The organism is Siminovitchia sp. FSL W7-1587 (assembly GCF_037963795.1).
In the GTDB taxonomy this organism is placed as follows: domain Bacteria; phylum Bacillota; class Bacilli; order Bacillales; family Bacillaceae_C; genus Siminovitchia; species Siminovitchia thermophila.
Genome location: NZ_CP150169.1, coordinates 1,132,143 through 1,144,502 on the forward strand (window position 1 = coordinate 1,132,143; position 12,360 = coordinate 1,144,502).

The 12,360-nt window shown below is 43.9% G+C and carries 10 protein-coding genes; all 10 read right to left on the minus strand.

Features of this window, described 5'->3' with window-relative positions; translation table 11 throughout:
* Positions 1–507: 507 nt before the first annotated feature.
* Positions 508–1,503 carry an MBL fold metallo-hydrolase gene (locus NST31_RS05380; protein WP_339164387.1) on the minus strand — a complete coding sequence of 332 codons (996 nt, stop codon included), beginning with the start codon at positions 1,501–1,503 and terminating at the stop codon, positions 508–510.
* Positions 1,504–1,515: 12 nt separating this feature from the next.
* Positions 1,516–2,172, minus strand: coding sequence for an enoyl-CoA hydratase/isomerase family protein (locus NST31_RS05385; RefSeq protein WP_339164390.1), 657 nt, complete (start codon positions 2,170–2,172; stop codon positions 1,516–1,518).
* A gap of 145 nt (positions 2,173–2,317) precedes the next feature.
* Positions 2,318–3,193 carry a PaaX family transcriptional regulator C-terminal domain-containing protein gene (locus tag NST31_RS05390; RefSeq protein ID WP_339164392.1) on the minus strand — a complete coding sequence of 292 codons (876 nt, stop codon included), beginning with the start codon at positions 3,191–3,193 and terminating at the stop codon, positions 2,318–2,320.
* 78 nt (positions 3,194–3,271) lie between these two features.
* A complete protein-coding gene (locus NST31_RS05395; RefSeq protein WP_339164394.1) occupies positions 3,272–3,415 on the minus strand; it encodes a hypothetical protein in 144 nt (47 codons plus the stop codon).
* Between the two features lie 769 nt (positions 3,416–4,184).
* Entirely contained in the window at positions 4,185–5,771 is a 1,587-nt protein-coding gene (locus NST31_RS05400; RefSeq protein ID WP_339164397.1) for an AMP-binding protein, read from the minus strand.
* Positions 5,772–6,334: 563 nt separating this feature from the next.
* On the minus strand, positions 6,335–7,594 hold the full coding sequence (gene purD / locus NST31_RS05405) for a phosphoribosylamine--glycine ligase (RefSeq protein ID WP_339164399.1): 1,260 nt from the start codon (positions 7,592–7,594) through the stop codon (positions 6,335–6,337).
* A 25-nt stretch (positions 7,595–7,619) separates the two neighbouring features.
* The gene (gene purH, locus NST31_RS05410) at positions 7,620–9,152 is read right to left on the minus strand and encodes a bifunctional phosphoribosylaminoimidazolecarboxamide formyltransferase/IMP cyclohydrolase (RefSeq protein ID WP_339164401.1); all 1,533 of its coding nucleotides are present in this window, start codon (positions 9,150–9,152) and stop codon (positions 7,620–7,622) included.
* Positions 9,153–9,174: 22 nt separating this feature from the next.
* On the minus strand, positions 9,175–9,738 hold the full coding sequence (gene purN, locus NST31_RS05415) for a phosphoribosylglycinamide formyltransferase (RefSeq protein WP_339164403.1): 564 nt from the start codon (positions 9,736–9,738) through the stop codon (positions 9,175–9,177).
* Positions 9,735–10,778 (minus strand): phosphoribosylformylglycinamidine cyclo-ligase, encoded by a 1,044-nt coding sequence (gene purM, locus NST31_RS05420; protein ID WP_339164405.1) that lies wholly within the window; start codon positions 10,776–10,778, stop codon positions 9,735–9,737. Before purM ends, purN begins: the two co-directional genes overlap by 4 nt.
* Positions 10,779–10,980: 202 nt before the next feature.
* Entirely contained in the window at positions 10,981–12,357 is a 1,377-nt protein-coding gene (gene purF / locus NST31_RS05425) for an amidophosphoribosyltransferase (RefSeq protein WP_339164406.1), read from the minus strand.
* Positions 12,358–12,360 lie beyond the last annotated feature (3 nt).

Sequence of the window (12,360 nt, forward strand, 5' to 3'; positions counted from 1 at the left end):
TCAAGAACATTTAAAAAAAGGTTTCAATTCAGAATAAAACAGGGGTTAAGCTACTTCTAAGCATTTTCCTTGAATACAAGAAGGGACCGGGACACAACTAAATCAGTCGATTAAAAAACGAACAATAAAGTGAAACTTCATTCAGCAGGCGTTTTCTTCCATCTCCCTACTGAATGTTAGTTGAACCAATCGGGCATTTAGATGCCGTTTTCTCACACTTAGACTTTTTGTATTCACTCAAGATTTTGAAGTGGGAGTCTTACGGCACTTTACATGCGGGATCAATTGTCCCAGTGTATAATGCGCAAGCTTTTAGCGTAGTCAACATAGGTAGACTCCTGCGGGAATAGCTCGAGCTGAAAATCCCGCAGGAAAGCGACCTTTGCTTTCCGAGGAAGCTGAAGAGAAAAGCGAAATATGTTGACATAGCGATGATAGGGATTTTTTTACACAAATAAACCGAACAATTTTAAATGAATTGTTCGGCTTTTGCTATTTCGTATTTGCTTATGTCCCAGCTTCAATATAAGAGTCCGCAGTATATACAGTAGTATAACTTCCCGCGGATTTTGATTTTGTTATTTTTCCGGAAAAATAAAGATACTCCAAGTGCGCCAGAGTCTCTGCGATTGCAAATCTCCATTGATGTGAGTTCAATTGTCTTTCTTTAAATACTTCCCTGGCAACTTCAAAAGCGGTCTTTCCCCCTATCACCAGGTTGTACATTTCATTTAATCGTTGCTCGTGGTGCAAATGAATCTCGTTAATTCGTTTAGGCAAATCTAAAATAAGATCCCCATGGCCAGGGAGGGCGCATCTGACATCCAAGGAACTGATTTCTTCTAAAGATTGCAAATAATCCTGAAGCGGATTTTCTCTTCCATAGGGCCAAAGACCAATATTGGGCGTGATCCTTGCCAATACATGATCTGCTGCTAAAAGCAATTGTTTTTCCTGTTGGTAAAAACAGAACATGCCGTCACTATGGCCAGGTGTATGAATCACTTGCCATCGGTCACCTCCCAATATGATTTCATCCTTTTCAAAAAATGTAAACGCTGGGAAAGGCCGAACATGTTCTCCCATTTTTTCGAACTGATCTTGAATATCAAACATCAGCTCTTCAGGCACTCCATTTTCTTTACATATTTCACCAAACCGGGCGGCCATTACTTTTTTATCACTGAAAGCCAAATCAAATGTCTCGCCGTCTTTTACACTGATATACACCGGTGCGCCCGACCATTTCTGCATCCACCCCGCCAAACCCGAATGGTCCGGGTGATAATGTGTTACATATATCGCTTGCAGGGAAGAAGGTATTATGGACAGTTCGGAGAACACCTTTTTCCACACTTCGGTGGCCTCTGGATAGTTAAACCCCGTATCGACGATGCTCCATCCGTCTTCTTCCTGAAAAAGGTAGCAATATACGTATTTCATCGGAAAAGGAATGGGCACGGCAATCCGGTAAATCTTCTCTTCTATTGCCCGTATTTGCAAGTTGCATGCCCCCTATGCATTCGTCCAGACCGGCTCCCTATTTTCAACAAAAGATCGGAGGCCTTCCTGGGCATCTTTAGATGGAATTAATTCACGGAAATAAATCTGTTCGATCTTGCCAATGGCAGACGCAAAGTTGACCGCCATCGCTTCCCTGACAGCCTTTCGAGTAAGCGAAAGCGCCAGGGCGCTCTTATTTTTCAAGTGATTCAGCAGCTCCTGAAGCGTTTCCTCCAGTTGTTCCGAAGGAACGATACGATTGACGAACCCCCATTCATAAGCCTTTTGAACATTGATCGTTTCACCTGTTAAAAGCAACTCCATCGTTCTGTTCAATCCGATGATCCATGGAAATGCGACAATGGAGACTGGCGGGAAAAGCCCTAAATGAATTTCCGGCTGGCCAAATGTTGCTTTTTCCGTTGCATACACCATATCGCAAAAAGTAGCCAATTCACATCCCCCTCCCAAAGCAGCTCCTTCAACAACCGCAATCGTCGGGCAGGGAATTTCAACCAGCAAGTGAAACATTTTATGAAAAACATGAAACATCGGCTCTGCCTTTTCCCCCATATGGTCTTCCACCGAAGCACCAACCGAAAAAGCTTTTCCTTCTGCCCGTATAACGAGTGCATGCAAATCCTTTTCTTCCCGGATCGTTAAATGCATCGCATATTTCCTCCATCATCTCAATATTTAAAACATGTAACGGAGGACGATTGAGCGTCAAATGGGCAACTCCTTCACTCACTTTAAATATGATCGTTTCAAAATCGGTTTTCATGGCTTGCTCCTTTCATTGAAAGATGCTGGCTTATACGATATTCATGAATGGATTGATCGCCCGATCCCGGTTATACGCGGCCTTGGTGTCTGGCGCCTGCTCAAAAACAGACTCAAAATACCGGATGGCCGGAATAGCCAACAACTGGTGGATATTAAAAAATAGCTCTCTTGCCCGAAATCCGATCCAATCACGCGGTAAGAAGTCCGCTGGAAAGTTGGGGTCGAAAAATAAAAATTTCCTATATTCGTGGACAAGCTCCGTTCTATCGATAAAACACTGATTATCCGTTAATTTACTGTTCCAGGCATCTTCTTTAAGCTGCTCAAATTTATTTTTATAACGTGCAATGAAGTCGGCATGTTTTTCTTCAATTTGATCCAAGTCCCAGCCTTTATGAATGATATCTTGATCATCATGGGAAACAAACGAACTGGAAGTAAACAGAATACTGTAGTCGTTTAAATGATGTTCCTGAACCATTTCCATTACTTGCTTTTCGATGGGGTTAGGGGTGGCCCATACACCATTGGAAATAGCCCCAAAGCCAAGCCAACTTAAATCCTTGCGCAGTTGATTTCTTAATTCCCGCATTTCTTCCGGAATGGAATATGTAAAAATCCGCCATTTGCCGTCCCATTTCGGATTCGGCGCGGAATAAACCCTTGATACTCCATCAAAAACCGTTCTTTTCCCTTTCTCTGTCAAAGAATAATAGCTTTTATTGCCAATTTTTCTGGCCTGTATAAAGCCTTGCTGCACCATCCTCAAAGTGGCGCCGCGGCAAGAAGATTCTGACAATCCAAAATGGGACATGAGCCGTATTAGGCTTCCAATCCATATTTCTCCTCCATAATGCTGGATATACTCTCCAAAAAGCGTGAACATCAATCCTCTGGGCTTCATATTTTCACCATCTTATTCTCATATTTTCCCTCCTTTATTATATCATTTGGAAAATTTTTTTAAAAAGACTACCGCTGTTTATAAAAAGCCGGCAGCCATTTGCTGGACAGCCTCTTTACCAATCCGGATTCCCATTTTCCAAAAGGCATTCAACCCTCCATGAATATTTTCGGAGCGGAACAACAAGTTTTGTAGCCCGCCTTCATAACCGGATAGCCACATTGGACATCCATTCTAATGGACAGCTTCATATTGGCCACCGCATAGATGCACTTTATATGATTTCCCTTGCATATTTCAAGGTGTTTTCCTGCACTTTCAAAAATGTGATTTTTCTATATAAACTTGAAACGCTTACATTTTTTCTTCTTGTTGCCATCTGATACATTCAAACACACTCTTGCAATGATTGCAGTAGTATTGTGAGACAAGCTGCGCTGTACCAAACGAAGAGATTCGGCTAACGTCTTCCGAATCGCAGAAAGAACAATAAGGCCGGAATGATTGCGCCTGATTGAGCACATCATGACCTCCCTTCTTCCTTTATTATCTTTTTATTCACACCGTCTATTAAACATAATAATAAGGAAGTTGTGTTTCATTGTCAATACATTTCATTTTTAACGTCTAAAGATTCCACAAAAGGAAAAGCAAAGAAACTGAAAACGGAATACTTATTTGCCCTTTCTCTACATTTATTTTTCCATCATCGGATGCATTGTAGAAGCTTCTCGACAAAACGGAAAACCAGAAATGTCCGAAGAGATTGGCTAATTCGATAAGAAAGAGGTACCAAGATCATGTAATGAAAATTGGAACGCTCTCCTAAATCACATTTATTGAATGTCCCTTTTCAACGCAACCGGCTTCCCTTTTCTTTTTACACCAGTTTGATTTTTCATTCGTTCTTCCATCCCTTCTCTTGAACCTCCTCCGTTTGAAAAACCTAAAATAGAAAAAAATCAGTCGTCCATCTCTTTCTCTGAGGACCTCATCTTAACTCTCCTTCAAGGTTTTCAATTAATTCTTCCCGCAAAGAAATTTTTTTGATCTTACCGCTCGCGGTCATCGGAAATTCATCTAAAATAATCATTTTATCCGGCACTTTGTAATCAGCGATTCTCTCTCTGATAAACTGGAAAAGATCCTTTTCATCCATTTGGCTGTGCGGCTTTAATTTAATGCATGCACACGAAATTTCTCCCAGCACTGTATCAGGAAGGCCCACTACGGCTGCTTCCATTACGTCAGGATGTTGGTAAAAGACTTCTTCGATTTCTCTCGGATAAATATTATAGCCGCCCCTTACAACCATTTCTTTTTTCCTTCCGACAATTCGGAGGTTTCCTTCAATATCGATTGTGCCAAGATCGCCAGTATAAAACCAGCCGTCTTCATCCAAGACTGCTTTTGTGTGTTCCGGCATGTTGCAATAACCTTTCATAACGCCAAAGCTCCGGCAAGCGATTTCCCCTACTTCACCATTCATTACCTCATTGCGATTGTTATCTACAATCTTCACTTCTGCCCCTGGAAGTGCCTTTCCAACGGTTTCCGCCCGTACGACATCACTGTCGGAAAAGCTTGTCATCGTCAATGTCGGTGAAGTTTCACTTAATCCATACGCGACCATAATCTCACAGCCCATTTCCTGACGAATCCGTTTAACAATTTCAACCGGACACGGCGCAGCAGCGATAATTCCCGTTCTTAGAGAAGATAGATCGTATTGGTGACAGTTTTTATGATTTAATTCTAAGATGAACATCGTTGGTACACCGTGTTTGACCGTAATTTTTTCGGATTCCGTCAATGACAAAGCTTTTTCCGGTTTGTATTCATCCAGCAGTACCATGCGGGCGCCTACCGAAACTGCGGATAGGATGCTTGGTACCATGCCGAATACATGAAAAACCGGGACAGACACGAAAAAGACGTCCTCTGCTGTACAATCCATTTGTTCCGCTGTTTTTATGGCGGTCATCACAACATTGGCATGAGTAAGCATGGCCCCTTTCGGGGAGCCGGTTGAACCCGATGTAAATAAAATCGTAAACACATCTTTTTTCGGATTGACGGCAGTCCGATTAAAAGAGGTGCATACTTCTTCTCCTTTTATTATTTGCTCATAGCTTTCCAGTTGATCCGCCTTGTACCGAACAGTAATCAGTTGTTTCAGGGAAGTGACATTTTCCTTTGCTTCCTGGAACTGTTCCATGTGGTTTACACCCTCAAATTCATTTGTAAAAAACGCCACCTTCGCTCCTGAATTTCTTATATTATATTGGACTTCATACATGCGGTACCTCGTATTAAAAGGAACAATAACCGCTCCAATATGGGCAGCGGCAAAATAAATCACAACAAATTCATTCCAATTGGGCAAGCAGACTGCAATTCTATCTCCTTTACTGATGCCCATTTTTTGAAGGGAAGCCGCCAATAAACAAGATTGATCCATGAGTTCTCCATAAGTCATTCTGCTATAGCCGTCAAACAATACTTCCTTTTCCGGCTCCAATTGATAGGCCCGGTAAAGCAACTCTGAAACAGACAAACTCTCAAGTTTCTCCTTCATACCCATGTTCTCCTTTCAAATCGAATATGAGAGTACTTTTCAAAACTGTCATCACTAAGCCGCCACAGCACCAAAGTTCTTCAACATAATGCTGGTTTTGCGCCACTTGCTCCGAGCTGATGAAGAAGTGCTTCGCACCGTCAATCAAGCTCAATTTTCATCGCCAAAACCAGCTTTTGGGGCTACAAAAAAATGTGCTTATTTTAGTGCTGGCCAGATCTGCAAATACAAACGATGATCCACATCTCTATCCACATCTCTTTCTTTCAGTCAACTTTCCAATAAAAACGCTTCCGTTATTTCTGCTATTTCAGAATATGTTAGCATCATTGTCATCCTATTTGTACCTGAAATTTGCGGAATTAAACGATTACAATTCCGCATAAATGAGGAAAATAATTCTTAAGAGCGAAAGCTCCTCGTCTCGATCTTCGAAAGAAAATACTCCCCCTTTCCAGGACTCATAGCGTATAAGCTTCCCAAGTCAGGACAATAGAAAAAGTACAAAGGAATAAAAAAGATGACCTCATCTAAAAACAGAGATCATCTTTTTCATCCTTTATTTACAGTGCCTTATGCCCGATATCGCTTCTGTAAAAGAAATGATCGCTATCCAGCTTTTTCATTTCTTTGTACACGTTGGCATAGGCTTCTGGAATATTGGCTCCTTTAGCAGCGGCCAATAATAGCCGGCCACCATTTGATACGTACGTCCCAGGCTCGCTTCCGGCTGCAGTTCCGGCGTGGAACACTTGAATGGAGGGATCGAGAACGTTTAAATCCGGGATTGGCAGTCCTTTTTCATAGTCTCCTGGATAGCCGTTGGATGCGACGACTACTCCGATCACGGCGTCGGCAGACCATTTGATGACTGGTTCTTTTCCGGCGAGCAAATCTTGAATGAGTTCTGCCAAGTCGCTGTCCAGGCGCTCCAGGACAACTTGGGTTTCAGGGTCGCCAAAACGGGCATTAAATTCGATCGTTTTCGGCCCTTCTTTTGTTAAGATCAGCCCGGCATATAAAATCCCGGTAAAGGGTCTTCCTTCTCGTACCATGGCTTTGGCGGTCGGGATCACAATTTCAGCAACTGCCCGCTCGACTTCGATATCCGGAATGTGAGGAACAGGGGTGTAGGCACCCATTCCTCCCGTATTCGGCCCCTTGTCGCCGTCAAAAGCTCGTTTATGGTCTTGGGCGATGACCATCGGAAAGACGTTTTCTCCTTTTACGAAAGCCATGAGGGAAAATTCTTCGCCTTCTAAAAATTCCTCAATGACAACACTTGCGGATGATTCACCAAATTTTTCGTCCAACAGCATTTCTTTCAGTGCCGTGTCAGCTTCTTCGTCTGTCATTGCCACGACGACACCTTTTCCGGCTGCCAAACCATCTGCTTTAATCACAATCGGGGCGCCCTGTTTGTCAATATAAGCCTTCGCTTCTTCATAAGAGTGGGATGTTTCATAAGCGGCTGTTGGGATTTGATATTTTTTCATTAAATCTTTAGCAAATGATTTACTGCCTTCGATGATAGCGGCATTTTTCCGCGGGCCGAAAATCTTCAATCCCGCCGCCTCGAATTCATCGACAATGCCGGCGTTTAACGGAACCTCGGGACCTACAACCGTTAAATCAATCTCTTCCTTTTTGGCAAAATCAATTAAATCGGCAAACTTTGTTTCTTTAATCGGTACGATCGTGGCATCTTCGGAAATCCCCGCATTTCCCGGGGCACAAAAAACCGCAGTTACTTGTTTGCTTTCTTTCATTTTTTTACAAATGGCGTGTTCCCGGCCTCCGCTTCCAATCACTAAAACCTTCATTACACTTCACCATCCAATATCGTTATTAGTGTTTAAAATGGCGTACACCTGTAAAGACCATGGCGATTCCGTGTTTGTCGGCCATTTGAATGGAATCTTCATCCCGAATAGACCCGCCCGGTTGAATAATCGCTTTAATGCCGGCGCACGCTGCTTCTTCCACTGTATCACTCATTGGGAAAAATGCATCTGAAGCAAGAACAGCTCCATTTGCCTTCTCTCCCGCCTGTTCAAGCGCAATTTTGGCAGCACCCACACGGTTCATTTGTCCTGCGCCAACTCCGAGTGTCATTGATTGGTCAGCAACGACAATCGCATTTGATTTTACGTGCTTGACCACTTTCCAAGCCAGCTTCAACGCAGTCATCTCATCATCCGTCGGCTTTCGTGTTGTAGGCACCGTGACTTCAGCTTCTGCCAGCGTATGTTCATCCTGGTCTTGAACAAGCAGCCCGCCTTCAATCGACGTTAACATCTTTTCTCTCACTTTTTCCGCATGGAAATCAATCGTCAAAAGCCGAATGTTTTTCTTGGCGGTTAAAATGTCCAGTGCCTCTTCTGTGAATGATGGCGCAATAATAATTTCAAGGAAAATTTCTCTCAGCTTATTGGCTGTGTCCGCATCCACTTCACGATTGAAAGCAATAATTCCTCCGAAAATCGATGTTGGATCCGCTTCGTATGCTTTTGCAAAAGCAGCAGCGGCACTTTCACCTATTCCGACTCCGCATGGATTCATATGCTTGACTGCAACAGCGGCAGGCTCTTCAAATTCTTTCACAATTTGCAGCGCCGCATCGGCATCATGAATGTTATTATAAGAAAGCTCCTTGCCATGAAGCTGCTTGGCATGCGCGATAGAGAACTTGGAACCAAACGGCCGGGCATAGAAAGCTGCTTTTTGATGAGGATTCTCACCATATCGGAGTGGCTGTTTCAGTTCGTATGTAAACGTCACCCGTTCCGGCTGCTCTTCTTCGGCAAGCTCAGTCATGTACCCGGCGATCAACGCATCGTAAGAAGCCGTATGACGGAACACCTTCGCCGCCAACCTTCTTTTCGTTTCAAGTGGAACTTCTCCGCTGTCACGAAGGGCAGAAATAACCTCATCATAATCTGCACTGTCAACAATGACTGTAACACTTTCATGATTTTTGGCAGATGCCCTTAACATTGCAGGTCCACCGATATCAATATTTTCGATTGCTTCTTCCGGCGTTACGCCAGGCTTTTCAATCGTTTTTTGGAACGGATATAAGTTTACGCAGACAAGCTCAATTCTTTGGATGCCCTGTTCCTCCAAATGCTTCGTATGAGAAGGATCATTCCCTTTGGCAAGCAATCCTCCGTGAATGAATGGGTGGAGTGTTTTTACCCTGCCTTCCAAAATCTCCGGAAAACCTGTTACTTCATCAACACCGGTTACGGGCAATCCGTTTTCTTCCAAAATGCGTTTTGTCCCGCCAGTTGATAAAATTTCATACCCGAGGTCCACCAATTGCTTTGCAAATTCAACAATACCTGTCTTATCCGAGACACTGATCAGCGCTCTTTTCATGTTTACAGCACCTTCCAAAAATTTAATTTAACAGCTTTTCAAGCGTTTCGGGATAAAATACATGTTCGACCGCATGGATTTTTTCCGCCACTTCTTGCTCCGTTTCTCCATCAGCAATTTCGATGGCGCGCTGGGCAATAATCGGGCCTGTATCCATCCCTTCATCGACAAAGTGAATCGTTACTCCTGTTACTTTCACCCCTGCCGAGACGGCTTGGCCGATTGCGTCTTTTCCCGGAAATGCCGGCAGCAGCGATGGATGAATATTTATGATTCTTCCAGGATATTTTTCAAGTAAAAATGGGCCAATTAAGCGCATATAGCCAGCCAAAACGATGTAATCCACACCATACTTTTCCAATTGCTCATGGATAGCCTGTTCAAATGCCGTTTTGGATGAAAACTCTTTCGGAGCAAACGAATAAACGGGAACACCCGCCTTCTCCGCCCTTTCTATCACAAATGCTCCCGGCTTGTCGCAAACAAGCAGACTTACGTTCGCATGAAGGATTCCCGCTTCAATCGCATCAACAATTGCTTGGAAGTTGCTTCCGTTTCCAGAAGCAAAAACGGCTATATTTTTCACGATGACGCCTCCGCATCTTGAAACTGGACGCCTTCTCCTTTGACAACTTTGCCAATAATGTAGGCTTTTTCCCCTTGCTCGCTCAAAAAATGAACCGCACTTTCCGCATCGTCTTCATGAACTGCCAAAACAAATCCGATCCCCATATTGAAGATGTTAAACATTTCTTCTTTCGTGAGCTTTCCGTATTTTTCAAGCGCATGGAAAATGGGCAGGATGGGCCAAGAGCCGATGTTCATTTCTGCCCCCATCCCTTTTGGAAGCATTCTCGGGATATTTTCGATAAAGCCCCCACCGGTAATGTGGGCCATTCCTTTTATTTCAAACTGCTGAAGAGCCGCAACAACTTGCTTTACATAAATTTTTGTCGGTTTTAACAGCTCAGCCCCAAGGGTTCCGTCCAATTCAGGCAATTGTTCATCCACCGTAAAGGAATGATCTTCGAAAAATATTTTTCTCACTAAAGAATAGCCGTTACTGTGGATGCCGCTTGAAGCCAAGCCAATGAGTACATCCCCTTCTCCAATCCGCTCTCCAGTTATCAACGCCGATTTTTCACAAGCGCCCACGGTAAAGCCGGCTAAGTCATACTCATTCTCTTTGTATAAACCGGGCATTTCCGCGGTTTCTCCGCCAATCAACGCACAACCTGCTAATTCGCAGCCATCCGCAATGCCTTTTACGATTTGTTCAATCTTATCGGGCACCGCTTTTCCACATGCAATATAATCAAGAAAATAAAGCGGCTCAGCACCTTGGACAACGACATCATTTACACACATGGCCACGCAGTCAATACCGATTGTATCGTGGCGATCCATCATAAAGGCAAGCTTCAGCTTCGTTCCAACACCATCTGTTCCTGAAACAAGAACAGGCTCTTTCAAATGTAATTGCGATAAATCGAAAGCACCGCCAAAACCGCCTAACTGTCCCATCACGCCAAGCCTTTCTGTCCGCTTTACATGTTTCTTAATTTTTTCTACAGCCTCATATCCGGCTTCAATGTTAACTCCCGCTTTTCGATAGGCGTCAGCCATCGTTATTGCCTCCTATTACACATTTTAAAAACAGCCGCCCGCAAGTCCCCGATGCCTATTTTTAAGGTGCCATATACACCACTTCAAGACCTGAGTTGATACAAAAGATCTAAGTGGGAGAAAACGGCACCTACATGACCGATTCGTTCAACTAACATTCAGTAGGAGATGGAAGAAAACGCCTACTGATTGAAGTTTCACTTTATTTCATCTCTTTTTCATATGGCAATGGTGTGTCCGGATAAATTTCCGTTGGATATTCTCCAGTAAAGCAGGCCATACACTGACCGCAATTTTTCCCCATATTTTCGCTTCTGCCAATTGCTTTCAGCATACCTTCCACACTTAAAAAAGTCAGGGAGTCGGCTCCGATGATTTCGCGGATCTCTTCCATTGAATGGTTCGCTGCAATGAGCTCTTCGTGTGTGGATACATCAATCCCGTAAAAACAAGGGTTTGTCATCGGCGGCGAGCTAATGCAAACATGGACTTCTGTTGCTCCTGCTTGTTTTAACATTCTGACGATCCGCTTGCTCGTCGTTCCCCGAACGATCGAGTCGTCCACCATAATCACCCGCTTGCCTTCAACAACTTTCCGAACGGGGGAAAGCTTCATTTTGACACCCTGCTCGCGAAGTTCCTGAGTCGGCTTAATAAATGTCCTTCCAACATACCGGTTTTTGATCAGACCCAGTTCATAAGGAATACCGGCCGTTTCCGCAAAGCCGATCGCTGCCGAAATGCTGGAATCCGGCACCCCCGTTACAACATCCCCTTGGACATTCACTTCAAGAGCAAGCTGTTTCCCCAAATTCTTTCTTGCCGTATGGATATTGATTCCGCCAATATCACTGTCCGGCCGGGAAAAATAGACGTATTCCATCGTACACATCGCATGGGTGGCAGACAAGGAAAAGCGCTCTTCATGAATCCCATCGCGATCAATAATAATGAGCTCGCCAGGTTCGACATCACGGATATACTCTGCTCCGATTAAATCATAGGCGCAGGTTTCAGCCGCAACGCAATAGGCATCACCGACTTTTCCGATCGAAAGGGGACGGAGGCCATTCGGATCCTGGGCAATAATTAATTCCTTTTCCGTTAACATCATAAAAGAATACGCGCCTTTTACCATCGAAAGGGCATTTTTCACCTTATCTTCCTGCGCCAAATAGCCGCTTCGTTTTATAAGATGAGCCAAAACTTCCGTGTCTGTATTCGTTTGAAAAATACTTCCCTGCATTTCCAATTGATGTTTTAAATCATTGGCATTGATTAAGTTTCCATTTTGTGCAAGCGCAAGGCTTCCGCTAGATGAGTGGAATAGAAGGGGCTGAATATTTTCAATCCCCTTTTTTCCTCCATAGCGAACATGGCCAATAGCTCCGATGCCCTTCAGGCTATCAAGTTTTTTCTCGTCGAACACTTCGTTCAGAAGTCCTTCTCCCTTGATGCCTTGCAGGCGTTCCCCATCTGTAGTTACGATGCCGACTCCTTCTTGCCCTCTATGCTGCAAACTGTGCAATCCATAATATGTCATTCTTGTCGCATCGGGATGTCCCCATATTCCAAACACGCC

Coding starts and splice junctions, on each gene's coding strand:
- NST31_RS05385 (WP_339164390.1), bottom strand. CDS start 2,172: ATGCATTTAACGATCCGGGAAGAAAAGGATTTGCATGCACTCGTTATA.
- NST31_RS05390 (WP_339164392.1), bottom strand. CDS start 3,193: ATGAAGCCCAGAGGATTGATGTTCACGCTTTTTGGAGAGTATATCCAG.
- NST31_RS05395 (WP_339164394.1), bottom strand. CDS start 3,415: ATGTGGCTATCCGGTTATGAAGGCGGGCTACAAAACTTGTTGTTCCGC.
- NST31_RS05400 (WP_339164397.1), bottom strand. CDS start 5,771: ATGAAGGAGAAACTTGAGAGTTTGTCTGTTTCAGAGTTGCTTTACCGG.
- purD (WP_339164399.1), bottom strand. CDS start 7,594: ATGAAGGTTTTAGTGATTGGAAGCGGAGGCCGGGAACACGCCATTTGT.
- purH (WP_339164401.1), bottom strand. CDS start 9,152: ATGAAAAGAGCGCTGATCAGTGTCTCGGATAAGACAGGTATTGTTGAA.
- purM (WP_339164405.1), bottom strand. CDS start 10,778: ATGGCTGACGCCTATCGAAAAGCGGGAGTTAACATTGAAGCCGGATAT.